Genomic DNA, 24,296 nt, shown 5'->3' with positions numbered 1-24,296 from the left:
GCCCCTCGGCGGCCCCGGCCGGGCCCGCCCCCCCCCGGGTCGCGCCCCCCCCCGGCCCCCCCCCCCCCCGCCCGGGGGGGGGCCCCCCCCCGCGCGGGGGCCCCCCCCCCACCGTTTTCGTCCTGGAGCCGTCAGGCCTTCGGCAGCGTTATCCCCAGTTCGAGCATCGCCGGCGAAGCCGGCCCGCCCTCGGAGCGCTCGGTCTTGTAGCCCTTGACGCCCGGGGCCACGGTGCGCGGGTCAACGGCCTCGGAGGGGGCTCCGGTGGTGTAGAGGCCTTCCGGGTCCTGGTCGCGGTCGTGGGGGAGCAGCCAGAAGACTCGGCGGCGGAAGGTGCCGGAGGCACGGGAGGACTTGGCGTCGGGGCCCAGGATCGCGTAGCCGACCATGCGGCCGTCGCGGTGGTAGGCCGGGCGACCGCGCCGGGTGGTGAGGCGGTCGAGCGACTGGCGGACGTAGTCGAGGTCGGTGGTGTCCTCAAGCCAGACGAGGTCGGTTTCGTGGGCGAGCTCGGCCGGGTCGATCAGCGCGCTCACGCGTTCTGCTCCTCTGTGTCGTCGGTGATCAGGCCGATGCCCGGGTAGTACTTGCGGCTGTTGGACAGGACCATCTCCTTGGGAGAGGTCATACCCAGTGTCTCGCGGACTCGTGCGGCGAACGCGCGACCGGATACGGGATTGGCCCCTTCGAAGCCGCACCAACGGGTGTAGGCGCCGAAGAGCTGGGACTGCTCGGCGCGCATGCCCTCGCCGGCGACGCAGGCCTCCTTGAGGAAGCGGCCGACGTGGTCCTCCGTCTCGGCGTACGCGGTGGTGGCGGTCTGGACGGCCTGGGGGCCGGCCAGGTCCTTCTCACCGGCGAAGTAGCGGCGGGCGCCGTCGATGAGCCAGGCGAGGATACCGGGGCCCTCCTCGGCGACGAGGACGTGGGCCAGGTTGTCGATCTTGCGTTCCTCGGGGACGACCCTCTCGAACGGGATCAGGCGCATGCGCCGCCAGAAGGCGAAGCCACCGGTGCCGACCTCGGGACGGTGGTTGCCGAGCAGCCAGAGCTTGTGGGTGGGCTCGAAGGAGAAGAAGTCCTGGCGCATCCGGCGGGCCTTGATCTTGTCGCCGCCGGTCAGCAGCTTGACCCGGGCCTCGTCGAAGCGGTCGCCGGGCTTGAGCTCGGAGCAGACGATGATGCGGCGGCCGTGGAGCTCGGCGAGGTCGGTGGGGTGGCCGTCGAAGGTCTTGGCCATCAGGAAGCCGGGCGGGGCCGCGTCGGCGTAGTCGCCCAGCAGCTGGATCATGACGTCCAGGAGGACGGACTTGCCGTTCTTGCCCTGTCCGTAGAGGAAGGGCATGACCTGGGCGCCGACGTCGCCGCTGATCGAGTAGCCGAGCAGCAGGTGGAGGAAGTCGCGGGTCTGGCGGCCTTCCTTGTCGTCGCCGAAGGTGTCGGTGAGGAAGCGGTCCCAGCGCGGGGTGGGCATCCGGGCGGGGGCCAGGGTGGTGGAGCGGGAGTGGTGGTGGACCTTGGGGTCGGGCGGGACGATGCCGCCGGTGCGCAGGTCGACGACGCCGCCGGGGGTGCACAGGGCGTAGGCGTCGGCGTCCAGGAGGGCAGCGTTGAGGACCATGCCGGGGGCGGACTTGGCCTGGGCGAGCATGGCGTTCATGCCCGAGGTGGACAGGGCTCGGCGGCGGTGCCGGCGCAGGTCGGTGTTGGTGTAGTGGCCGCGGGGGTCGTGGGTGGCGATGCTCTCGGCCATCTCGCCGGCGGCCCACAGGACGGTGTCGTCCTCGTCGAGCTGCCAGCGGTGGGTGGCCCAGCGGTACCAGCCGATGCCGGGGACGTGGCGGTAGTCGCGTCCGTAGAGGTGGACGAAGAGCTTGGCGTTGCCGCGGTCTGACAGGGAGTCGGGCAGCAGGCCGTTGGGGCTCGCCTCCGGACCCGCCTGGGCCTGGGCGGGCTGGGGGGCCTGGGCCGTCGGAAGGGGCTGGACGGGCATCTGCAGGGCCTGCGGGGGCGCAACGGGAACGGGCGGCTCAAGGAGGCTCTCCTGGACGGCGGTGCCGTGCCAGGGGGCCTGTGAGGGCCCGGGGAGCGGCGGGTACTCCAGGATCTGCTGGGCTGCGGCCACGGGGTCGAAGACCGTCCTCTTACGGGTGCTGTCGCTCATCCGCGGACCTTCCCGACGTACAGGGGCTGCCGGGATCCGGCGGCGAGGCCTGAGCGGATGACGGCGGAGCTGTGCCGGTCCTGGGAGGGACGGGCGGTGCGGGCGGCGTCCTGGAGCAGTTGCTCGGCAGCGGCGTGGGTGAGGTGCCCGGCGGAGACAAGGCCTCCGACGGTGTAGGCGGCGCGGTTGAGCTTGCCGGTGAAACCGGCCCCCTCCGGGGTGGTGGCGCAGTCCGTGACGTCCTGCAGGACGGTGTCGAGGACGCGTTCCGCGCCCCGTTTCCCGCCGCCCGCCGCGACGACGGCCTGGCGGCCTCGGTCGGGGACGGTCGGCTGGGGGAGGGTGCCCTGCTGGCCGGGCCGGTCCTTGAGGTGGCCGGTGCGGATGAGTTCCCCGGCGAGCCACGGGGGGAGCGGGGCGGGGATCGTGGCGCCGGCCAGCGGGGTGTAGGTGCCGTTCGCGGTGGTGGTGCCGGGGACGACGATGTAGCCGCCGTGGGCGCGGACGTCGACCTGCCAGGCGAGGGCCCGACCGGCGGAGGAACCGGTGGAGCAGGTGAAGCGGTGGTGGGCCTGGTCGCGGTACCAGATGTGCAGGCCTCCGGAGGGGGTCCTCACCCGCAGGGTTCCGGTGTCCTCGGCCGGGTCCGGGGCTTTGCGCAGGGCCGCGAGCAAGGCGAGGGTGTGGTAGCCGTTCTCCAGACCGTCGAGGTTGACGTGCTCGTGGATCGGGATGCCGGGCAGGATCCGGTCCCGGGCGGGGACGGCGGCCGGGTGGCTGTCGACGTCGATGACGACCAGGCCTGCGGGGCCGCAGGCAACGCCGGCGCCGAAAGCGGGGTTGACGTGCCACCAGGCCGACAGGACGTCCTGGTCGACGGTGGCAGCGTGGAACCCGTGGCACCAGCGACCGACACGCGGGCAGGTGCACTCGGCGGGGGAGTGCGGCGAATCCTGGCAGGCCTGGCAGTTCGCGGGCGGGGTCTTGCGTCCGGGGGCCAACGGATGGACGGGCCAGCCCTGGGCGGCACACCAGCGCGCGACGGTGAGCGCGTCCGGCTGACGCTCCGCTCGGTCGCTCCCCACGGCCTTCGGCGCCGTCACGCTGGTCCCTTCCCCTTGGTTCGGTAGCTGCCTGAGCTTCTTCGGTCGCTCGGTAGCTGCCCGATGTTGAGTCGCTCGTTCAGTCGCTGATGGCAAAAAGCCAGGTCAGAGCACTGGCGGGTGCCGAAGCAGCGACTGAAGCGACCGAAGTCCAGAAGATAGCTCACACAGACTAGCCGAGCGAGGACATACGGTCCCGAACTGGTGTGGTCTGCCGGGAAACTCAGCTACCGAGCAGCTACCCAACCCTGGGGCAGCGACTGAGTCACTTCGGTCGCTGCTTTCGGTCCACCGACATTTTCGCAGGTCGAAGCCGATTTTCCCAGCAAACAGCGACTGAAGCGACTGAAGCCCGGGTCTATAACGCGCACACGCACACGGGAATGTCTTCATATACCCAACCTTGAGTCGCTTGAGTCGCTGTCGGGGTGGGGTTACCTGCTCTGACCTGGGATTTTGTCCAGCGACTGAAGCTCAGCGACTGAAAGCTACTGAGTCTCTCGGGCCGGGTCCGTCGGCGTGTCGCGCGTGTCAGGTCCGCCGAAGGCCCCGGTCTCGGTCGCTTGGGTCGCTTCAGTAGCTCCAGAGGACGGCGGGAGGACGGCGGCGTCGCGACGCAGGACGGCGGACCACCGGCGCACCTGCTGCGCAGGACTTTCCACCGTGGGTCGCTTCGGTCGCTCAGTCGCTGAACGGTCCGCTGGTACGGGACCAGTGCCATGCACGGGAAAACGGTGCCGTACTGCCGAAGGCAGCGACCGAAGCGACCCTGGAACAGACATGTCCCCGCATCAGTCGTCCCCCGCATCAGTCGTCCCCCGCATCAGTCGTCCCCCGCATCAGTCGTCCCCAGCGACCGGCGACCGCTGGAGCACGGGACGCACCAGGGCCGGCGGCAAGAGGGAGGGGCGTTTCGTGCTGGACGAGAACGGTGACATCAGCCCGGAGCCATGACCCCGCGCCGGCCAGGCTCGCGGCCAGGAGCGGGACGAGGACGCCGGGGGAGGGGCGTAGGGCCAGGACGTAGAAGATCGGCTGACCGGTGGGCCCGGGAGCCGCACCGGTCACCGGGCAGGCTCGGCCGATGCGATGAACGAGTCGGCGTGGGTCGGGGAGGGTGCCTGGACCGGTCAACGCCAGCACAGGCCTGACATCCCTGCCGGGCGGGGGCGTTCGCAGCCGGGGCAGCCTGGGCCGAGGCGCGGGAGGCGGTCCGGTCCGGCAGGGGCGGTGCCCGAGCGCGGGGCGGGCACGGTCGGGGGCGGGACGCGGCGCAGCGGATGGCGATGACCTCCAGGCACGTTCGGCACGGGGCACCGGACGACCAGAGCACCCCGGTCTCGCAGTCGGGGTCGGCGCAGCCCCACCAGGGCAGTGCGACGCCCAACAGCCAGCGGCCGACGTCGCGGATGTCCGACGGGCTCGTGGCGGCCAGGCGGGCTGTCAGACGGGCCCGCAGCCTGGCGTCCTCCGGACGGCGATGAGCGGGGTCGGGATGTAAAATAAAGGGCGTTCGTTATGTTTATCGACTGGGTCCCCAGGGAGGGCTGATGGCTGAACCCAAGCAGGAGCGGGCGCTGAAGACTCGAGAGGTGATCCTGCGTTCGGCGGCCGAGGTGTTCGACGAGTGCGGCTTCAGCGGCGCGAGCATCAGCAAGATCATGGAACGTGCCGGTGTGACTCAGGGCGGGATGTACTTCCACTTCAAGTCGAAGCAGGGGCTCGCCCTTGCTGTGATGAACAGCCAGCAGGATCATGTGGACATCCCGGCGGGGGAGGAGGGGTTGCAGCGGATCATCGACATCACCTTCCACGTCGCGCGGGAGCTTCGGCGCAACGTCGTGTTCCGAGCCGGTGTCCGGCTCGCCGTCGAGCAGGGCGAGATCGGCCTTCAGGACGCGACCCCGTACGAGCAGTGGGTGGACCAGTTCTACGAGCAACTGCTGGTGGCACGGGGCCGGGGCGAGTTGCTGGCCGAGGTGGACGAGAAGGAGTTCGCCCAGGTGATCGTGGGTGCCTACAGCGGCACCCAGCTCTTCTCGCAGATCGCGACCGGTCGTCAGGACCTCCCCCAGCGCGTGGCCGCGCTGTGGCGCTACCTGCTGCCGGCGGTCGCCACCACGGAGGCGAAGGCGCGTCTTCGGGCCCGGGCGGAGGATTTCGAGTGGGACGAGGCGTAGGGCCGCGCCGCGTCGTGCTGACCGGCGCCACCGGCTTCGTCGGTTCGGCGGTGCTGCGCGAACTGCGGGGCCGGGCGGCGAAGGACCAGCGGGGTGACGGCGTGTCACAGACCCTCGTTCAGACGGTCGGCAAGCGCCCTGCTGCCGAGGCCGACGGCGAGCGGTTCCCCGCAGACCTCGCGGATCCCGCCTCTCTGCGCGGGGCCTGCGAGGGGGGCGGATGTGCTGCTGCACTTGGCCGCGTCGCTGAGTCCGGACGAGTCCGAGTGCGTCGCGGTGGTCGGTGTCACCGACCACGCCCGGCTGGTCACCCACCTCGTCGCCCGGCTCGCCCCCGGGGCGGGCGCGGTGTTCCACGCCAGTCATCCGGTGCCGGTGCGGAGCCGGGACCGGATGGCGACACTGGCCGGGCACGGGATCCTGCCGCGGGCCGACCGGGACCTCAGCTGGGCCGAGTGCGTGCGGCACCTGGGGGAAGCGCCGGGACGGGTGAGTGAGCGTCCGAGGCGCCACACCCGCGTCAGCTCGCCGGGGTCGCGCGCCTGGGGAGTCGCCCGCCACATCCCGTCCTGGGGGGTACGGCGGACCGCCCCCGCGCCCCGGGGTATGGCCAGCTGCACCTCCGGAACTGAATTGCGGGTCATTGAGCCGCACCCACCCCGACTGATGGGCTTGAGAGTATGAACGCCACGGACTTTGCTGTTGAACTCCGCTCGGTTCGCCGGACCTATCGGCGCGGACCCGAACCGGTCATAGGCCTGGACGAGGTGAGTGTCGGCTTCCCCTTCGGCACCTTCACCGCCGTCATGGGCCCCTCCGGTTCCGGCAAGTCGACCCTGCTGCGCTCGGCCGCCGGCCTGGAGGCGATCGACCAGGGCGAGGTGCGGGTCGACGGCACCGTCCTCGGCGGACTGCGCGACAACGAGCTGACGGTGCTGCGCCGGGAGAAGATCGGCTTCGTCTTCCAGTCCTTCAACCTGCTGCCCGCCCTGACCGCGGCCCAGAACGTGGCGCTCCCGTCCAAGCTGTCGGGCCGTCACCCCTCGCCGTCCGAGGTCACCGCCGCTCTGGCCGCCGTCGGCCTCGCCGACCGGGCCGGACACCGGCCGGGCGAGCTCTCCGGCGGCCAGCAGCAGCGCGTCGCCATCGCCCGGGCGCTGATCAGCCGCCCGGCCGTGCTGCTGGCCGACGAACCGACCGGTGCGCTGGACACCAAGAGCGGCCGCGAGGTCCTCGCTCTGCTGCGCAGCATGGCCGACGACCCCAGCCGGGCCGTGGTCATGGTCACCCACGACCCGGTCGCCGCCTCCTACGCCGACCGCGTCGTCTTCCTCCGGGACGGTCGGCTGGCAGGCTCCCTGGAGCGGCCCACCGCCGAGCAGGTCGCCGCCCGGATGACCGCGCTGGAGGCCGTGGCATGCTGAGCCTCGCCCTCGCCACCATCAGGCTTCGCTGGGCCTCGTTCGTCGGCAGCTTCGTCGCGCTGGCCTGCGGCGTCGCCCTGATGGCGACCTCCATCCTGGTCATCAGCGCCACCTCCGACGTCCCCGACCAGGGCCGCCAGCGCTTCTCCCAGGCCCCGGTCCTGGTGACCGCCAACCGGACCCTCGACTTCAAGGACGCCAACGGCGACACCCAGCCGACCCCGATCGCCACCCAGCAGAGCCTGTCGGCCGAGCTGATCGCCGCCGTGGCCAGGACCGGCCGTACGGTCGAGGACCACACCTTCTACGCCCAGCTCGCGGACGGCCCGCACGACCAGGTCGGACGCGCCTGGTCCAGCGCCGCCCTGGGCGGCTACCGGCTCACCGCCGGCACGGCCCCCGCCGCCGCCGACCAGATCGTCATCGGCGGCGCCAGCCCCGACCAGGTCGGCCGACACGTCCAGTTCGTCACCGCCGACGGCCTGCACAGCGCGACCGTCTCCGGGGTCACCGAGACGGAGCCGTTCGAACACGCCGTCTTCTTCACCGACGCGCAGGCCGCCCGGTACTGCCCCGCCGTCGGCGTGCTGGCCGCCTTCGGCCCCGCCGACGCGGTGCGCCAGGCCGTGGCCGGCGCCGGCGGCGCCAGCGCCGCCCGGGTGCTGACCGGCTCCGAGCGCAGCCAGCTGGACCCGCACCACATCGACGTCGCCGGCCAGCTGGACAACGTGCAGACCCCGCTGGGCCTGTCCGCCGCGGTCTCCGGTGGCACCGCCGTGTTCGTGGTCGCCGGCACCTTCGCGCTGTCGATCGCCCAGCGCCGCCGCGAGCTCGCACTGCTGCGGCTGATCGGCGCCACTCGTAAGCAGCTGCGCACCCTGGTCAACCGGGAGGCCCTGGTGGTCGGCGTGCTGGCCTCCGTCGCCGGGTGCGTGCTCGGTGCGGCCGGGGCGCCACTGGCCGGCCAGTGGCTGATCGACCACGACATGGTCCCGGCCGACTTCACCGTCCCGATCAGCTGCTGGGGGCTACTCGTCGCGGCCCTGATCGGACTGCTGACCGCGATGAGCGGCGTGGTGCTCTCCTCGCTCAAGGCCGGCCTGGTCAGCCCCGGCGAGGCGCTGACGGAGGCCGACGTCGAGCGGTGCTCGCGGGGCGCGCTGGCGTTCCGCTGGGTCAGCGGCCTGCTCGTGCTGGGCGGCGGCGTCGGGGCGCTCGTGGTGGTGGCCCGGAGCTGGCCCGACGCCGCGGCCAACGCGGCGGACTCGCTCGGGCTGTTGCTGGCCGTCGTCGGCGGCTGCGTGCTGCTGGCGGGCGTGCTGGCCGGCCCGGCGATCCGGCTGCTGACGGTGCTGCCCGGCCTCTCGGCCCGGCTGCGCGGCCGTCCCGCCGAGGACGGCGGCGGCATCGTCTGGGCCACGGCCCGGCAGAGCTCGCTGACGGCCTTCCGGCGCACCGCCGCCACCACCACCCCGGTGGTGCTGGTCATCGCCTTCGCCGGCTGCCTGCTCGGCAGCATCGACACCATCAACCGCTCGAAGGTCACCGAGGTCCGCAACCAGCTGGCCGCCGCCGACTTCGTCGTCACCCCGGCCGGCACGCCCGGACTGAGCCAGACCGTGGTGGACCGGGTCCGGGCCGTCCCCGGCGTGCAGAGTCTGGTGATCACCCCGACCTCGGTGATGGCCGACCTGGACGGCGTGTCCCTGGTGTCCTACTCCGCCGCGACGGCGGACGCCACCGCGCTGGCCGAGGTCGACCGGCTCCCGGTCGTCTCGGGCTCGCTCGCCGACCTCGGCCCCGACTCGATCGTGCTCAGCCGCACCTGGCCCGGCTCGCCGCAGGCCGGGCAGCAGGTCTCGGTGTGGCTGGCCGACGGCACCCCCCGGACCCTGCGGGTCGCCGCCGTCCTCGGCACCGGCGCCGAGACCACCCAGGCCTGGGTGACCGCGCACAACGCCGTCACCAGCGGCGTCGGCGGCCCGGCCCTGGTGAGCCAGATCCACCTGCGACTGCTGCCCGGCACCGACCGGCAGCAGGCCGCCACCGCCCTGCAGACGGCCGTGCACGGGCTGGGCGCCCGGCTCGCCACCCCGGAGGAGATCTGGTCGACAACCACCGACAGCAACGAGAAGGCCTCCTGGAACGCGCTGCTGATGATCCTCGGCCTGGCGATCTGCTACGCGGCCATCGCCCTCGCCAACTCGCTGGTCATGACGGTCACCGACCGCAAGCGGGAGCTGTCCCTGCTGCGCCTGGCCGGCGCCACCAAGGCCCAGGTACTGCGCACCGTCGCCATCGAGACCTTGATGTGCGTGGCGGCCGGCACCGTCCTCGGCGTGCTCGGCACGGCCATCAGCATCGGCGGTTCCTGGGCGGCCCTGACCAACCTGGTCGGCCCGACGCCCGCCGTCGTGCCCTGGGGCGTGATGGGCGCACTCGCCGCCTGCTGCGCGGCCATCGCGCTCACGGCGGCCGTGCTGCCGGCCGCGCTCGCCCTGCGCGGCCGGGACGGCCAGAACATCCTGCGCGGGGCCGCCGGTTCGGCCTGACCAGCTGAGCTCTTACGGCCTCAAGTGCCGGGAACTCCACGGGAGTTCCCGGCACTTTCGGTTTCCGGCGGGGCGGCGGGCAGGCCGGCCCGGCGACGTACAGGGCGGTCGTAGCGAGGCTGCGCACACTGGCCGGGAATCCCATCCCCGCGAACTCGGGGAGCGTCATGGCTGAGCAGATCGTCGACGAGCAGACCTACCTGGTGGTGCTCAACGACGAGGTGCAGTACTCGATCTGGTGGGCGGACCGCGCCCTGCCGGACGGCTGGCAGGCCGGGGGCACCAGCGGCACCAAGCAGGAGTGCCTCACCCGCATCGGCGAGGTGTGGACCGACATGCGCCCGCTGAGCCTGCGCGACCGCATGGCCGCGGCCGCCGCCAACCGAACCCACCGCCCTCTCGTCCGGGGCGGCCCCTCGCCGGCTGACGGCGACGGCGGCCGCTCCCACCGCGGTCGCGGTGGTGGTCGGTGACGTCGAGTTGACGTACGGGCAGGCGGCGGGGCGGGCCGCGCGGTTCGCGGGTCTGCTGCGGGCGTGCGGGGTCGGGCCGGAGAGCGCGTCGAGTAGCAGGTCACAGCCGTCGAGGTGTTCGAACAGGTGAGAGGTGAAGACGTATCCCTTCTCCACCCGGAGGCCCCCGGAGATCCGTCGCTCGCGCTCCTGTTCGCGGCGGTGCTTCCAGCGGTGGTCGCACTCACCCCCGTGGGTACGCCATCCTGGTGCTCCCGGTCGGCTTCAGCAGGATATGGCCGTCCTCGTCTGTGGTGAGGTGTCCCCATCGGTAAGAAGAGCGGATCGGTGCTGGCCGCATGGCTGCGCGGTCTCGACGCGGCCGAGTTGGAGCGGGTCCTGGCGGCGCGTCCGGACGCCGCGTCGGCTCCGGAACCGCGGTCGGTCGGTGAACTGGCGGACCGTCTTCAGCGCCCGGCGTCGGTGGCGCTGGCGTTGCCCCGGCTCGCGCTGCCGTGTCTACAGGTGGCGGAGGCCGTCGCCGCACTGGCGGCCGCGTCGCGGGACGATCTGGCTGGCCTTCTGGACGCGACGCACGGTGAGCGCGCCCACCAATTGGCCGCCGTCCTGGAGGCGCTGGCCGATCGCGCTCTGGTGTGGCCGGACGGCGACGGTCTGCTGCACATGGCGGCGCCGCTGCGGAACGCGTGGAGCTCGCCCCTCGGGCTCGACGCACCGCTCCTGCACCTGCTCGCGGGCGCGAACTCCGACGAACTGGGCCGCATTCTGGCGAAACTCGGCGTCAAACCCGCCGCCGGCAGAAAGGAGATGAGGCTGGCGGCGCTGGTCGACCATCACGGCGATCCGGCCCGGGTCGCCGCGTTGGTGGCCAAGGCGCCCGCAGCCACCCGGAAGCTCCTTGAGCGGCGGGCACGTGAGGCTCCGGAGCGACCGGGCTTCATCATGTTCGGGGGTGCGCAGGCCGACTCCACGCCCGGCGAACAATGGGCGGTGGAACGGGGGCTGCTGATCCGGGACCGGCACCGGTACGGTCCGGCCCGCATGCCCGCGGAGGTGGCACTCGCACTGCGCGGCCCCGACTGGCACGTCCCGTTCACCCCCGTCCCACCCGACGTGCGGTCGGTGCCCGCCACCGTCTCGGACATCGAACAGGAAGCCGCGGCCGCCGCGATGGCGTTCGCCGCCCACGCCGTGTCCGTCCTCGGGGTGTGCGCCGCCGCTCCACCGGCCCGGCTCAAGGCCGGCGGGATCGGCGCCCGCGAGCTGTCCCGGATCGGCAAAGCGGCGCAGTGCGACGAGATCGTCGTGCGCCTCACCCTGGAGACGGCGAGCGCCGCCGGGCTGCTGGCCCGGGACGGCGACAGGGTCGCGGCGACCGCCTCCTACGACACCTGGTCCGAGCAGGAACCGGCCGACCAACTCTCCGCGCTGCTCCGGGCCTGGTGGGCGCTCCCACTGACCCCCGGCGGGAGCCGCGACGAGGACGGGAAGGCCCTGCCCGCGCTCGCCGGGGCACCGCCCTGCGCAGGCTGCGTCCAGGCCCGGCACGGGCTCCTCGCAGCCGCGGCGCAGCTCCCGGCCGGCGAAGGCGCGGCGAACCCGGCGGATCTGGGGGCGCTGCTCGTCTGGCTCCGCCCGCTCGTCGACGAACTCCCGCAGGATGCCACGCCGTTCGCCACCCTGATCCGGGAGGCGGAACTGCTCGGCGCACTCGCTCTCGGGGCCGTGTCCCCGATCGGGGCCGCCCTGCTCGCCGACGACGCCGAAGCGCTGACCGACGCCTGCCGACGGTTGCTGCCCGCCGCCAGTGTCACCGCCCGCTTCGGCAGCGACCTCACGGCCGTGGTCTCAGGCACACCGTCCGCGTACCTCCTCGCACTGCTGGACTCCGCCGCGGACCGGGAGAGCGCCGGCGCGGCGTCCGTATGGCGCTTCAGCCCCGGAAGCGTCCGCCGCGCCCTCGACGCGGGCCTCACGCCCGACGCCCTCACGGCCGACCTGGCCGCCGTCGCCGTCGAACCGCTCCCGCAACCGCTCTCCTACCTGATCCACGACACCGCGCGCAGCCACGGCCGGGTGCGCGTCGTCGCCGCGGCCTGTGTGATCCACGGCCAGGAACCCGCCCTCCTCGCCGAACTGGCCGCCCACCGCAAGCTCGCCCCACTCGGCCTCCGGCAGCTGGCACCGACGGTGCTGATCAGCCGGACCCCGCCGGACAGGACACTCGCGGCACTGCGCGCCGCCGGCTACGCACCCATCGCCGAGAAGCCCGACGGGACCGTACGGATCGAACGGGCCCAGCACCACCGCGCGGCAAGCCCGGTCCCGCCACCGCGCCTGCCCGGCGGCAGGTCCCGCGGCCGGCAGACGGCCGCTCGCACCGCGAACGCGGGAACACCCGTCGACCTGCCCGCCCTCGCCGCCCGACTCCGGGGCGCCCCGCAGGACGTCCCGGAGCCCGACCCGTACGACGGCCGCCCCTACGACAGCGACACCGAGGAGATCATCGCCGGGTACGCGCGCAACCTGACCTTCACCGACGTCCGCCAGCTGGCCCACGCCGTCGACGAGAGGCAGGCCATCACGATCGAATACGTCGCCACCTCGGGCAACACCACCGTCCGCACCCTCAGCCGGCTCGAACTGGACGCCCCCTACCTCCACGCCTGGTGCCACCTGCGGGACGACGAGCGCGTGTTCACCCTCTCCCGCATCCACGGGGTGATGCCCGAGTAGCCCGAGGTTCTGGGCGCAGACTCCCGCTTCCTTCGTCCCGCCGTCGAGTGATCACCGTTGAGAAAAGACCTCAGTGGCTGCGCTGATCGAGTACCTGCAATGGCCGCATCATTTCATTGTCCTCATGATCAATGATGTGACAGTGCCAGACGTACCGTCCCGCAATGCCAAAGCGAAGCTTGACGCGGGTGATATGACCTGGCAATGCGATCACGGTGTCCTTGTATCCGCCTTCCCCCGGTTGCGGGGGAGACGATGCGCCGCCCGTGATCGCTTGGCGGTCGAGGACCTGGAATCCGATCTGATGGATGTGGATAGGGTGCGCGTCGGGGGTGAAGTTGTACAGTTCCCAGATTTCGGTGTCGTCCTTCACCGGTGTCTCGGTGACCTGGTCCGACCACAGGAGCGGGGTGGCTGAACCACTTGGCGTAACTGTGCCGAGTGTGTCCATCGTGGGCGCGCCGGTGAAGTATGCGGAGTCCTCCTCGTTGAGCGACAGCTTTCGGACCGTCCGGCTCTCGGGAAGCACCGGGATCGGAGGGAGAACGATCTGTGACGGCGGGACACTGGTGTCGGTGGAGGCAAGGGAAACGACAGTGAATTTCATGACCTGCCCCGTGGTCGTGATATTCGCCGGCGTGAAGTCGGTGACCGGTGCGCCGCCGCCGTACGCCTCGTCCGGGCCTTCATTGATCAAGTAGAGCCCGGTGCCGACCGGAGTGCCGGTGAAGTCGACCACCACGTCGGCGCGCTCCGCGGGGGCCAAGAGGAGTTGATCCGACTGGACCGGGGCCGGCAGGAATCCCTGGTCGTTTCCGATCTGCCAGAAGGGCAATGCGGGGCTGACGGGGCGGGGGGCTGTGGCGTCAGCCACGATCTTCAGGATGAGAGTACGGGCGTTGCTCGCGTTGAGGATGCGCAGGCGGTACCGCCGCGGTTCCACGTCGAGTACCGGCCAGGTGTTCCCGTTGACGACCATCGTGGTGCCGAAGAACTCCGGGTTCCAGATGGGCGGAACATCGGTAGAGGGGATCCATGGGCCGTCCGGCGGGGTGTCCCCGAAGTATCCGCGACTGCTGGGGAAGAACAGCGACCCGTCCGCTTTGAAGGACTTGTCCTGAACCACCAGGGGGATTTCGTACGGGTGGGCGCCGTGGGTACCGTCTCGCCCCGGTGCCGGCCCGGGAAGTACTCCCGAGGGGAGATCGGCAGGTCCGCCTCGCAGCAGGTAGAAACCGGCAAGGCCCGCGTAGACATTCACCCGGGTCATGCCCAGAGTGTGATCGTGGTACCAGAGAGTTGTGGGACGCTGATCATTGCTGTACGCGAACGTTGCCGACCCGGGGCGCCAGCGGACGCCGTAACGGTCACGGAACTGCTCGGCGAACCGATCGTAATAGGTGCCTACGCGAGCAAAGTCACGAGGAATATCACGAGATGCCGGCAGGTACCAGGCTTCGGGGTATCCGTCACTCTCTTCCCGGCTGAACCCACCGTGCAGATGGGTCACGATGGGCACAGGTCCCGTGTACGGCCCGGGGGTGGTCGAGAAGGTCGGCCGAGAATCACGTCCGGCGCTTCCGCCAGGAGGGTTTGCCCAATGCAACGTGGGGTCCACCGCGCATAGATGGGGCAGATAGAAGCCGCGTGGGGTGACGAGGTCGTTGACCCATGTCACGGAGATCGGCCGATCCACACGGGCTTCGATGGTCAGGCCCGGCGTATGAAAGGACTGCTGGTGGCCCACGGCTCCGTAACCCCAGACCGTGGTGGCCGGCATCCCGATCGGCAGAATTTGCTGTCGGAACTGGCGGATCGCGATGTGGTAGGAATCCCGGCCCGCGCTGGGCATTTTATCGAGAAGAAATAGCGGCGTTCTGTACTTGGGTACGGATGACGGATCGAGCGCGTCTCCCGATGGCCGTGAAGGATGCGGGTGGGGCCGACCGTGTCGAAGAGCACCCGCCCCGGGTGGAGACCCGGATGGAGAATCGACTGCGTAGGCATGCCCGTCCGCAAGCACGCCGGCGAAACCTACGGCACCGACTGCCGCAACCGTGGTTCTGAGCAGCCCGCGTCGACTCGGCAGAAAACTCTCGGCGATATCAGCGGCCTGCGAATTCTTCAGAGGATCGGCATCCTTGATCACGCTCGAATGATATGCGCACGACATGGAGCACGGCGTTATTTCCGCCGGCCGACATGCCACGCCCCTTAAAGTTCGATCATTGGACTATTACTGCAACGGCAGATTTTCCTTCCAGTGAGCGGTGCCGATCGCCCTGCTTCATGGAGCGATCGGCACCGCTTGCAGAAGGGTCGGGCTGGATCCAGCGCTGGCATCTTGCCGTCTGCAACGCGTCTACTGGAGTTATTTGTGTTCAGCCTGCCGGACTGTCATGGTGTGCACCATGAAGATCACGATCACGGTGGAGAACCCGACCCCCGAGGCGCTCGAGAAGCTGCTCGCCCTCGCAGCCATGCCGGCCGCGGTCGTGACCTCGGTGCCCGACGACCGCTGGACTCCGGAGCGAGCCCGCTCGTACTACGACCGCCTCCCGCCGCGCGCCCAGCAGATCCTGCTCCAGGTCGTCGAGGGCGAAGGTGAGTGCGCCGCAGACGAGTTGAAGGCAGACGGCCGGAACCTCCGAGGCTCCACCGGCGCCTTCCGGCGTGTGCTCACCGAGGGCAAGCGCACCGGCCTCTGGCCGGAGGCCCTGTCCGTACCGCTGGTGTCCCACATCGTCGGAGGACAACTCAAGAAGCTCGAAATGCCGGGACGTGGCACGGAGCAGTACGCACTTCCGGTCTTCCGGGACGGACTGGGCGGCCTGCGGAGCAGTCGCTGACCTTTGGTCGAGCCGGGTCAGGAGACGTGGACGGCCAGCCCGCACAGACCCGATCCGTTCTCGGCGGCCGTGCGCCACACCCGCAACGGGCCGTCAAGGACGCACTCGCCTTCGGGCGAGTAGTGCAGCCAGTCCTGGGCGTCCGCAGCGGAGCGTTCGTCCTCGGTGAAGGTGAGGGCTCGCTCCACACGCGGCAGGGTCTGGCGGACCTGGGCGGAGCTGAGGTTCCGCAGAGCCTGGTTCCTCCCGCTCATCGGCGCCCGGCTGGATGTCGGACCGCTGAATCGCATCAACAGCCGGCAGCCTGGTCGGCCGTCGAGCTGACCCCGGGCTGACACCGACAAGAAGCTCCGACGGGGCGTCCACCGCTCCGTCCAGGCCCTCGAACGCGACATCCGCGCCTGGGGCGCCGACTGGAACGACACCCCAAGGCCCTACGTCTGGACCAAGACCGCCGACCAGATCCTCGAACCCCTCGCCGGAAACTGCCGACGGATCAAGGACTCAGGACACCTGGCACCGGCCGGATGCCAGCAGTGCCACGGCGGGAAGGTCGATCAAGCCGTCCTCCGCCACTTGCTCGGCCGCCAACCGGTCGTACACGGACTTGATCCGGGTGAACATCGCGGGCGTCTGCCCGGTCACCACCAGGCCGATGTTGGCCACCCCGCCGGCCGGCCCGGACCACCAGACCTCCGGGTCCTCCCGATGCGTCCAGGCAAGCTCACCGCTGGTCACCTCGCCCCACCCTGCCTGCTCCAGGAGCCCACGGAGGACCTCGGCGGTTCGGGCGAAGTTCACCGGAAGGGTCGGGTACACCGGGCGCTCCACACCGGCCTCGTTCAGTGCCAGGTTGAGCAGGGACATCGCCTCATTGCCGGTGTCGTGCCAGATCGTCACCGCGAGCCGGCCACCCGGACGGACCACCCGGCGCAGCTCGATCAGCGCCGCCCACGGGTCCTCCACGTGGTTGACCACGAAGTTGGCCACCACGGCGTCGAACGAGCTGTCCGAGAAGGGGAGCTCGGGAAGCACCGCGTGCCGGACCTCCGCCCCGGGGGCGTTCGCGGCCGCCATCGCCACCATGCTCGGCTCGGCGTCCACGGCCACGACCCCGGCGCCCCGGACCAGTGCCGCCGCCGCGACCGTGCCCGGCCCGGTGCCAATGTCCAGCACTCGCGTCCCGGCGCCGACCTCGGCCGCGTCCAGCAGGGCCTCGGCCGTCGCTCCGCACAGGGCCGCGAAGCTCCCTCGGACCCGACACGACCCCAGTGAGTGGTGCTGAGACGCAACCTCTGGCCCGAAATCACAACAGCGAGTCGCCACCGACCGGCTACGCGCGTCGAACCGAGGGAACCCTTCCGACTCAGTTCACGTCATCGACCTCAGAGAAGATGCAGTAGTTGCACTCGGGGGGAGTGGCCGTTGATGGACTTCAAGGCGCGCATGGGGAAGCTGGGCAACCGGTCGCGGGTGGCCCTCGCCGTAGCGGTCGCCGTCGTGGCGGCGACCGCCTGGGGGGTTCCGACGGTCACCGGGTCGATTCCCGCCCCCCATCAGAACGCCGCACATGGGCGGGACGCGACCGCCGACGGCCACAGCGGCCAGGACGGCGCCCAGGGCAACGGCGGCGGCACGCAGCAGGGGGGCGTACCGGACGGCATAGCTCACGCCTCCGAGGCCGGAGGCAACGCCGTCAACATCACCATCGACGACGGCCCCGACCCCGTCTGGACCCCGAAGGTCCTTGACGTGCTCAAGCGGTACGGCGTGAAGGCGACGTTCTGCATGATCGGACCGCAGGCCAAGGCCCACCCCGACCTGGTCAAGCAGGTCGTCGCGGGTGGCCACCGGCTCTGCGATCACACCGTGGACCACGACACGTCCATGGACAAGAAGCCCGTCGCCTACCAGGAGAAGGAGATCCTGGACGCGAAGAAGATGATCGAGGAGGCCGCGGGCGGCGGCGCCAACGTGCTGTACTACCGGGCTCCCGGTGGCTCGTTCACCCCCGACAGCCGGCGCATCGCCGCCGCGAACGGCATGCGTCCGCTCGGTTGGAACGTCGACTCGAAGGACTTCACCAGGCCCGGCACGGCTGCCATCGTCGACACGGTCAAGAAGGAGATCGGCAACGGACCGACCGTCCTGTTCCACGACGGCGGCGGCGACCGTCAGCAGACCGTCGACGCCCTCGGCCAGGTGCTCGGCTGGCTGAAGGAGCAGGGCCGCCTCACCGGCTTCCCGGTCCAGACCACCCCGTGACACATCGTCCGACGGCGAACGGCCGGCGGGTACCGGGAACAACGCAAGCCGGTCATGTCGAACCATCGCAACGGTCCGGCGAAGGCAAGCCGCCGGGTGGCCCACGCCGAAAGCCACCGACCGGGCCGGTCGTGCCCCTCGGGACACCCGGCGCGCCGCCGCCCAGGCGCTCGCCCTCGACGAGCTGCTCCGCGAACTCGGCACGCCCCTCGACAGCGTGGTGCACCTGCGCCTTTCCGCGCAGGAGGTCGAGCGCCGCGTCCGCCACCGGGCGGCCCGCGCCAGGCCGCGGACGGCTGCGTATCGGCCGCAGTCCCACGACCACACGCGGTGATCCACATCAGCCCCGATCTGCCGCGGACAAGGCATCGGCGATCAAGCGAGTGGCGAAGCTGGGGTCGTCGCTGCCGGACACCCGGTTGACGTGCTCCGCGAGCAGGACGGCCATGGCCTCCAGGGGATTCATCTCCGCGGCAGTCCAATCCCCGTACTGCGCGCGCCACAGGTTCGGGCTCAGACCGGTGCCCGCCGCAATGAGCAGGCCGGCCATGGTGGGGATGACCTCGGGACGGAAGGTCTTGGGCATCATGCGCATCGTGGCCACCAGGGTGGGCACCACATACTCGATGACGTCCTCGTCGTGCTGCTCGAACGCCGTCCGCAGCCAGTTCATGTACATGTAGATGAGCGTGCACGCGCCGTCCACGAGCGCGGTGAGCCCGGCAGCACCCATGGAGGCGGTGAACTGCTCGACCATCCGCTGCTGTTCGGGGCTCGCCCCACTCCTGCTGTCGTGGATGGCCTTGAGTCGGGAGTCGATCATCATGAGCGCTGCGCTCACGTCGCCGGCGGGAGCGAATTGGGGGTCACAGGGCGATGACATGGGACTCCTCCTCAAGTGGCTACAGAAAGTGGCGTGGCACGTTCGCAGGGTAGTCCGCTGATCGGGCGGCGCCAGGCGAATCTGATGGAAAGCCATGCGGTACCTCCTCGCCATGACCATGGAGATCCTCGCGGACGCCTGGCGCGCCATGCCGGTCCCCGCCGGCCGGTGCTGACCGGGGGACACCAGCAGGACGCAGGCAGGAACGTGGACGAACGCCGACGAGCACGGAAGTACCCTCCTCGGCGGTGAGGTGTCTCCTCGTGGGCAGGGGCCGGCGTTCCCGTCAGGCGGGACGGGGAGGACCACTGCGTGTTCGTCGCACGATGCCCCTACCGCGGTTGACCCCCCGTAGGTGCGGGTCCCCGGTTCCCGGCCGCCAAGTGGGCAGCGAGGGCGAGGGAGTCCAGCTCGAACTGATCGTAGAAGGCGGCGGCTATCCATACCGGCCGGGAGGAGATTAGGTGGCGAATGCGATTCCGATGACCCCAATTTCTTGGTGCCTGCCCCAGTTCTGATGCGAATCCGCCGACCGGCCTTCCTGCCTTCGGACGAGCCCGCGTCGCACATTCGGTCCAAACGTGCGTGCCCGAAAGGGGTCAGCGGCGGACCCGACGGACGCTGGGGCGCCAGGTGGGGGGAATCGCCAACTGAGACGGAGAAGCCGTGACCGAGCCGGACTACTACCAGTTCCACTCCTCCCACGGGCACCACGCCCCGCTCCATGTCGTCTGGATGCCGCTCGGACCGGGCGGCCTGAGCTCCTTCGAGTACGCCGACTCGACGAGGTCCCACACGTTCCGGGGTAAGGACGTGAGCGTGGTCGAAAGCCCGCTCGGCCGTGTGGTGAGCGTGACGATCGAGACAACGATCGACCGCGGATCGACGTCGTTCTCCGTGCTGGTTCCGTCGGTCAACCTGAACGGGCACAGTGCGACGGTGAGCACCGTCGGCATCACCACCGTGCACCGGATCGGGATCGGGCCCATGACCGGGCAACTCGACGTGTACTCCGAGACCCCGCTCATCGGCACAGCCGAGAGCCGCATCATCCCCCTCGACGAGCGGGCCGGCGCCGACGCCGCTCTTGCGTGACCGTGCCCACCAGGACACCGCCGCCCCCGCCGCCTTCTGGATGGCGGCGGGGGCGGGTGTAGGAGGGCACCGAGCCGGATCCGGGGGTGCCGCAGGAGGAACCGGTGCTGTCGGGGCGGAGCGCGATGTTCGCGCTGGTCCTGGACGAGTACGGGCGGCCGGTCGAGGGCACGTCGGTGGTCTCCGCGTAGGACGTCCGTCGCCGACGGTCCCGCCAACCGTCGGCGACCCTTCGGACAGAAACGTGACGAGACGAGGCACGGCGAACCGGTCCGGACCGTCCACCCGCACTGACGAGATCGAGTAGCAGGTCGGGCCGGTCTGAGTATCCGTACTCAGGCCGGCCCGACCGTGGCTGCAAGAGCATGGGGCATGCGCCGAGCGGCGACCCCGCGGACCGGCATCACCGCCGTCGTCTCCGCCGTCCACCTCGTCGGCTCACCGCGCAGCAGCTCCAGGACGAGGTCACCGCGCGCATCCGCCGTCAGCCACGGCAGCCCGCTTCGTTAGAGTTTCACGCCGTCACACTCACTTACACGGGGATTCCTTCATGCGTACCACCTTCCTGCTGCGTGCGGCCGTGCCGACGACCGCGGCGCTCGCCCTGATGCTGACCGCCTGCGGGCCGGACCAGAGCGGCGGCGACGCCGCCGGCACCGGGCCGTCATCGGCCCCCGCCAGCGCGGGCGCGTCCTCCAGCCCCGGCGCCGACTTCGGCGGCCGGACGGACGGGACCAGCACGAGTGCGCCGACCATCACGGCTTCCACCTCAGTTCCCACCCAGGCCGGATCGAGTCCGAGCGCCGCCGGCGTCGGCTTCCCGGGCGCACTGGCTGTAGGCGCCAAGGCTCAGGGCACCTACACCGACCACGAGAAGGGCGACATCTCGGTCGACATCGCCATGACAGGTGTGGTCAAGGGCGACAGCGCCGACCTGGCCAAGTTCTTGAAGCCGGAGGACCTGGCCGGGAAGACGCCGTACTACGTGAACGTCACCTACACCCACACCGGTGGCAACGGGATCTTCGAGCCCTACTTCAACCTGCAACTGCGGGCGATGGTCAGCGACACCGACCAGGCACGCAAGGTCGACCTGCTCAGCGCCTTCCCGAAGTGCGAGAGCGACGTCCCGCAGGGCGGCAAGGACTTCGTCAAGGGCCAGAGCGAGCACGAGTGCGCGATCTACCTGGCGCCGGCTGACAAGCCGCTGACGTACCTGCTGTGGATCGACAAGAGCGGCAAGCCGCTCGCCTGGAAGGCCGGCTGACGACACCGCTGGCGTTGCGCGCCCGAGCCGACCCCGTGCCATGTGTCCGCCGCCGGAAGGGAACAGGAGAGGCCCGAGGGACTTTCAGGCGGTAGAAAGCCTGGTGCCCTCCCCACCTGGTCAGTGGGGAGGGCACCGAGGTCGTGTCAGCTGCTGGTCGTCAGCAGACGGTTGGCCAGCGCGTCCGCGAGCCGGTACGCCTCGTCGGCTGAGAGGGTGCGGCAGATGGCGTCTGCCAGCTCCTCCACGTTGTGCCAGTCGACGCTACCGAGCCCCACCTGCGGGGTGGCCGTCGGCTGCTCGTCCGACGGGGCCACGGCCCGCTGCTCCGGCATCGGGAGGTGCTCGGAATTTTCCGCGGAAAATCGGTCGGCACTCGGAGCGGGCTCAGGGCTCGGAAGCGGGCTGCGGGGAGCGGGTTCCGAAACGGTGGCGGCGGGAACCGGTGGCTCCGTCGGTGACGGCACCGCCTCGGCAGCCGGCCGAGCCACGGGCGCAGCGGGCTGCTGCACCGCTGCCGGCTGCGGAGCCGGTGCGGCAACAGGCGCCTTGGCCGCGGCCTTGGCCTCCCCCCTGGCCGCGCGCTTGGCTGCGGCGGCGTCGGCGTCGGCCTGGAGCAGCTGCTCCAGCTCCGACGTCTGCTCGGCCAGGGACATCTCCTCGATGCCCTTCACCGAACCCAGGCGGCGCGCGACGTTGATGGAGACACCGTCCTCGCCGCGTGCCTTGGCCCGCACCTGGCGCTGCAGCTCCGGGTGGAGCTTCAGCAGGTTCTTGCGGTGCGAGATCCAGCTCTGGGACCAACCCTCCGCCTCGGCCGCCTCCTTGGCGGTCGGGTACTGCGCGACGATGAGCAGGACCGCGTTGGCCTCCTCGATCGGGTCGAAGTCCTTGCGAGCCATGTTCTCGTCGAGCGCAGCCCGCAGCAGGGTCGCCTTGGACTCCGCCACCGAGTCGTCGACGACGACCAGCAGCTGCTCGCGCCCGTACAGCTGCGCGGCGGCCCGCCGGCGGTTGCCGTTGACGATGACCACGTCCTGCGCTCCCGCACCCAGCGCCTGCCGGTCCTCCGGCCAGAGCCGGAGATAGGCGGCAGGGGTGACGGCGAGGCAGCTCTGCAGCTGGCGGTCCTTGATGCTCGCCAGGTCCGAGAGGTCGCCCAGTTCGTCACGCGGGTTACGCGGGTTGGGCAGGCAGTTGGCGGTGGGGACCCACCGGGCCGGGGTGTCGTTGGAGCTCTCCACACCCGGGGCGTCGACGACCGGGTCGGCGGCCATCGAGGCGAAGGAGACACGACGGCCCGCCATCAGCGACCCCCGTACCCGAGCTCGAGCGACAGGCGGAAGAAGTCCTCGCGGGCCCGGTAGGCGGTACCGCTCTCCTTGTACTGGGTGACGACCGTTCCCTCGGCCACCGCCCGGGAGTGGATCTTGTACCGGCGCAGGACGGTCTTGGCGCGGGGCCATCCCCTCGCGGCGATGTACGCCTCGGTGTCCTCCAGGTCGGCACGGCCGTCCCGGGGGTCCCAGTTGTTGACGACGACCCGGTAGGGGATGTCCATCGGCTCGATGACCTTCTGGATCGTACGGGCCGTCGGGTCGAAGCACAGCGGCTCGGTGATCATCGGGACCAGGACGTCGTCCGCGATCTCCAGCGCCCGACGCAGGATTTCCTCGTCGGCCAGGGTGCCGGGCGTGTCGATGAAGATGTGTTCGTACTCGTCCTTCGCGCCGAGGACGTCGAAGGTGCACGCGGCGAGGTTGACCGTGGTAGTGGTCTTGCCGACGCCGCCCTTCTGGTTGGCGATGACGTGGATCTTCGCGCCGGTGTTCTTGAGGTGCACCAGCTGCTCGGCCTGGTCGTGCGCCGCCATGAAGTCGAAGGGCAGGTTGTCTCCCACCCGCTCGGCCCAGACGACCGCGGACCCCTGGGGGTCGGTGGACACGACAAGCACAGATGGCTTCATGATGTTCCGTTCTCTCCGTGGGCTTCCCGGGCGGTTCGCCCGGTACTGCGGATGCCCGCCGCTCAAAGCCATGGGCGGCGGACTGGAACAGCATTCCAGATGATCGACTCGGAGCCTGACTCGACCCGCGTGTGATGGAGCACAATGGCGGGCTCGCGGGGGCTGGGTTTTCGAGGAACCCCGACTGTTCGTCTGGCCGCCTGCCCGGCTTTCGGTTTCCCGGGTGTGGTGATGTCGGGGCCGCGGAGGGGGGAACGGAATGTGCGAGGTGATTGCTGGAGATTGCGGCCTGAGCGGCGAAGTTCCTGGGAAGCCGGCTGATTCTTTTGGGGTGGGGAGTTCTCGGCGTGCAGAGCTTGAGGCCTTCGCCGCCCTGAGGCGAGGGGGCGTGGCGCGATGTCCGGTGTGGCTCGACGGCTCATCAGGTCGGCGGCATTGGAGGCGGTGCGGGCCAGGGAGGCCTCGCGGGCGGCGTCGGCCGGGGCGGTGTCGACGGCCATGATGATGCGCCCGCCGGCCAGGACGATGCCCAGCGGGGCCGAACCCGGCGGCCTCCAGCTCGTCAGGCGCGCGGGCAGCACCCCGGTGGGCACCGCCCTCGGCTCGCCGTGGCGCGGCGCGAAGATCGTGTTGGGCGCGAAGATCGTGTTGTAGGCGGGGTGGCTGCCGCGCTCGCCGATGCCGGTCACCTTCAGGGCGTGCTGGACGAAGCGGTGCCGGCCCCCGCCGATCGCGGAAGCCGGTGCAGGCAGCCAGTCGCGCTGCGGTCGTGGCTGTCGTGGGGCGGCGGAGCCACTGTTCGGCCACGGTGGACCGGTGCCGGGTCCGGGCCGAGCGGGTTCGGTGGCGGGAGAGCGTGCTCTGCCGGGCCGACCTCTAAGATTGATTAGTAATCATTATCTAATCTTTGCAAGATTTGATGCCTGTTTTGCTATGATTGGCCTCGTGACTCTCTATGGGGCGGATCTTGAGCGGGTCGAGAAGGAGCTCCGCGCGGCGGAGCGGGAGTGGGGCCTGCTGGGAGTACGGATCGAGGGCCTGAAGGCGCAGCGGGAGGCCTTGCGGAAGCTCGTCGAAGCGTCGGTGGTGCCGGAGGTGGAGGTCCAGGACCTGACGAAGGCGGACGCCATGGTGAAGATCCTGCAGGCGTCGGAGAAGCCGATGACGCTGGGGGAGATCGCGGAGGCGATGACGGCGGCGGGCAAGAAGACGAACAGCAACGGCGCGTCGGTGTACATCGACGGCCTGCTGAAGGCCGGTCGGGTGGTGCGGGTCCAGCGCGGCCGGTACCGCGCGGCCTGACGCCGTCCGTCCACTGTGGGAGAGAGGGGAGAAGCGC

At 70.7% G+C, this 24,296-nt stretch carries 21 protein-coding genes and 1 pseudogene; 12 read left to right on the top strand and 10 right to left on the bottom strand.

The features are described from left to right. Positions 1 to 131: 131 nt before the first annotated feature. The 3 genes from ACIRYZ_RS37425 to ACIRYZ_RS37415 are packed head-to-tail and all read right to left on the bottom strand — an operon-like array spanning position 132 to position 3,267. Positions 132 to 536 carry a DUF6009 family protein gene (locus ACIRYZ_RS37425; RefSeq protein WP_350512420.1) on the bottom strand — a complete coding sequence of 135 codons (405 nt, stop codon included), beginning with the start codon at positions 534 to 536 and terminating at the stop codon, positions 132 to 134. Continuing rightward, the gene (locus ACIRYZ_RS37420) at positions 533 to 2,164 is read right to left on the bottom strand and encodes a phage/plasmid primase, P4 family (protein WP_402952888.1); all 1,632 of its coding nucleotides are present in this window, start codon (positions 2,162 to 2,164) and stop codon (positions 533 to 535) included. Before ACIRYZ_RS37420 ends, ACIRYZ_RS37425 begins: the two co-directional genes overlap by 4 nt. Beyond that, on the bottom strand, positions 2,161 to 3,267 hold the full coding sequence (locus ACIRYZ_RS37415) for a bifunctional DNA primase/polymerase (protein ID WP_402952886.1): 1,107 nt from the start codon (positions 3,265 to 3,267) through the stop codon (positions 2,161 to 2,163). The genes ACIRYZ_RS37420 and ACIRYZ_RS37415 overlap by 4 nt, the downstream gene beginning before the upstream one ends. A gap of 1,550 nt (positions 3,268 to 4,817) precedes the next feature. On the opposite strand from ACIRYZ_RS37415, the gene ACIRYZ_RS37410 reads away from it, so the two are divergent. From ACIRYZ_RS37410 to ACIRYZ_RS37385, 6 genes are all read left to right on the top strand, one after another. Then, on the top strand, positions 4,818 to 5,447 hold the full coding sequence (locus ACIRYZ_RS37410) for a ScbR family autoregulator-binding transcription factor (protein ID WP_402952884.1): 630 nt from the start codon (positions 4,818 to 4,820) through the stop codon (positions 5,445 to 5,447). Positions 5,448 to 5,669: 222 nt separating this feature from the next. Next, the gene (locus ACIRYZ_RS37405) at positions 5,670 to 6,131 is read left to right on the top strand and encodes a hypothetical protein (RefSeq protein WP_402952882.1); all 462 of its coding nucleotides are present in this window, start codon (positions 5,670 to 5,672) and stop codon (positions 6,129 to 6,131) included. Next, positions 6,128 to 6,871, top strand: coding sequence for an ABC transporter ATP-binding protein (locus tag ACIRYZ_RS37400; RefSeq protein WP_402952880.1), 744 nt, complete (start codon positions 6,128 to 6,130; stop codon positions 6,869 to 6,871). The genes ACIRYZ_RS37405 and ACIRYZ_RS37400 overlap by 4 nt, the downstream gene beginning before the upstream one ends. After that, a complete protein-coding gene (locus ACIRYZ_RS37395) occupies positions 6,865 to 9,423 on the top strand; it encodes an FtsX-like permease family protein (RefSeq protein ID WP_402952878.1) in 2,559 nt (852 codons plus the stop codon). The genes ACIRYZ_RS37400 and ACIRYZ_RS37395 overlap by 7 nt, the downstream gene beginning before the upstream one ends. Before the next feature lie 167 nt (positions 9,424 to 9,590). Next, positions 9,591 to 9,896, top strand: coding sequence for an MbtH family protein (locus tag ACIRYZ_RS37390; protein ID WP_402952877.1), 306 nt, complete (start codon positions 9,591 to 9,593; stop codon positions 9,894 to 9,896). Positions 9,897 to 10,223: 327 nt separating this feature from the next. Further along, the gene (locus tag ACIRYZ_RS37385; RefSeq protein ID WP_402952876.1) at positions 10,224 to 12,632 is read left to right on the top strand and encodes a helicase-associated domain-containing protein; all 2,409 of its coding nucleotides are present in this window, start codon (positions 10,224 to 10,226) and stop codon (positions 12,630 to 12,632) included. Between the two features lie 70 nt (positions 12,633 to 12,702). Here the strand turns inward: ACIRYZ_RS37385 and ACIRYZ_RS37380 are convergent, their stop codons facing one another. Then, positions 12,703 to 14,781 (bottom strand): multicopper oxidase family protein, encoded by a 2,079-nt coding sequence (locus tag ACIRYZ_RS37380; protein ID WP_402952874.1) that lies wholly within the window; start codon positions 14,779 to 14,781, stop codon positions 12,703 to 12,705. 262 nt (positions 14,782 to 15,043) lie between these two features. Here ACIRYZ_RS37380 and ACIRYZ_RS37375 point away from each other — a divergent pair, with 262 nt between their 5' ends. Beyond that, a complete protein-coding gene (locus ACIRYZ_RS37375) occupies positions 15,044 to 15,481 on the top strand; it encodes a hypothetical protein (protein ID WP_402952872.1) in 438 nt (145 codons plus the stop codon). 17 nt (positions 15,482 to 15,498) lie between these two features. On the opposite strand, the gene ACIRYZ_RS37370 is transcribed toward ACIRYZ_RS37375, so the two are convergent. Beyond that, positions 15,499 to 15,735: a hypothetical protein gene (locus tag ACIRYZ_RS37370; protein ID WP_402952870.1), complete on the bottom strand. Its 237-nt coding sequence runs from the start codon at positions 15,733 to 15,735 to the stop codon at positions 15,499 to 15,501. 82 nt (positions 15,736 to 15,817) lie between these two features. Between ACIRYZ_RS37370 and ACIRYZ_RS37365 the strand changes: the two are divergent. Next, a pseudogene (locus ACIRYZ_RS37365) lies at positions 15,818 to 15,994 on the top strand (IS630 family transposase); the annotation flags it as partial. Here the strand turns inward: ACIRYZ_RS37365 and ACIRYZ_RS37360 are convergent. Beyond that, the gene (locus ACIRYZ_RS37360; protein ID WP_402952869.1) at positions 15,986 to 16,807 is read right to left on the bottom strand and encodes a class I SAM-dependent methyltransferase; all 822 of its coding nucleotides are present in this window, start codon (positions 16,805 to 16,807) and stop codon (positions 15,986 to 15,988) included. The pseudogene ACIRYZ_RS37365 and the gene ACIRYZ_RS37360 sit on opposite strands and share 9 nt — an antisense overlap. A gap of 102 nt (positions 16,808 to 16,909) precedes the next feature. Here ACIRYZ_RS37360 and ACIRYZ_RS37355 point away from each other — a divergent pair, with 102 nt between their 5' ends. Next, positions 16,910 to 17,746, top strand: coding sequence for a polysaccharide deacetylase family protein (locus ACIRYZ_RS37355; RefSeq protein WP_402952867.1), 837 nt, complete (start codon positions 16,910 to 16,912; stop codon positions 17,744 to 17,746). A 340-nt stretch (positions 17,747 to 18,086) separates the two neighbouring features. Here ACIRYZ_RS37355 and ACIRYZ_RS37350 read toward each other — a convergent pair whose 3' ends face one another. Beyond that, positions 18,087 to 18,629 carry a hypothetical protein gene (locus ACIRYZ_RS37350; RefSeq protein ID WP_402952866.1) on the bottom strand — a complete coding sequence of 181 codons (543 nt, stop codon included), beginning with the start codon at positions 18,627 to 18,629 and terminating at the stop codon, positions 18,087 to 18,089. 666 nt (positions 18,630 to 19,295) lie between these two features. Between ACIRYZ_RS37350 and ACIRYZ_RS37345 the strand changes: the two genes are divergently transcribed. Then, positions 19,296 to 19,724, top strand: coding sequence for a hypothetical protein (locus ACIRYZ_RS37345; protein ID WP_402952865.1), 429 nt, complete (start codon positions 19,296 to 19,298; stop codon positions 19,722 to 19,724). A gap of 550 nt (positions 19,725 to 20,274) precedes the next feature. Continuing rightward, positions 20,275 to 20,991: a hypothetical protein gene (locus ACIRYZ_RS37340; RefSeq protein WP_402952864.1), complete on the top strand. Its 717-nt coding sequence runs from the start codon at positions 20,275 to 20,277 to the stop codon at positions 20,989 to 20,991. A 146-nt stretch (positions 20,992 to 21,137) separates the two neighbouring features. Here the strand turns inward: ACIRYZ_RS37340 and ACIRYZ_RS37335 are convergent, their stop codons facing one another. From ACIRYZ_RS37335 to ACIRYZ_RS37325, 3 genes are all read right to left on the bottom strand, one after another. After that, positions 21,138 to 22,298, bottom strand: coding sequence for a ParB/RepB/Spo0J family partition protein (locus tag ACIRYZ_RS37335; RefSeq protein WP_402952862.1), 1,161 nt, complete (start codon positions 22,296 to 22,298; stop codon positions 21,138 to 21,140). Beyond that, the gene (locus tag ACIRYZ_RS37330; protein ID WP_402952860.1) at positions 22,298 to 22,936 is read right to left on the bottom strand and encodes a ParA family protein; all 639 of its coding nucleotides are present in this window, start codon (positions 22,934 to 22,936) and stop codon (positions 22,298 to 22,300) included. The genes ACIRYZ_RS37335 and ACIRYZ_RS37330 overlap by 1 nt, the downstream gene beginning before the upstream one ends. A gap of 83 nt (positions 22,937 to 23,019) precedes the next feature. Further along, positions 23,020 to 23,646: a hypothetical protein gene (locus ACIRYZ_RS37325; RefSeq protein ID WP_402952859.1), complete on the bottom strand. Its 627-nt coding sequence runs from the start codon at positions 23,644 to 23,646 to the stop codon at positions 23,020 to 23,022. A 256-nt stretch (positions 23,647 to 23,902) separates the two neighbouring features. Here ACIRYZ_RS37325 and ACIRYZ_RS37320 point away from each other — a divergent pair, with 256 nt between their 5' ends. Continuing rightward, positions 23,903 to 24,259 carry a hypothetical protein gene (locus ACIRYZ_RS37320; protein WP_402952858.1) on the top strand — a complete coding sequence of 119 codons (357 nt, stop codon included), beginning with the start codon at positions 23,903 to 23,905 and terminating at the stop codon, positions 24,257 to 24,259. The last annotated feature ends 37 nt before the right edge of the window (positions 24,260 to 24,296 follow it).

Origin of the sequence: Kitasatospora sp. NPDC101155, from assembly GCF_044768305.1 — a bacterium.
GTDB lineage: Bacteria > Actinomycetota > Actinomycetes > Streptomycetales > Streptomycetaceae > Kitasatospora.
Note: the sequence above shows the minus strand (reverse complement) of the source record. Positions and strands in the feature narration are given on the sequence as shown.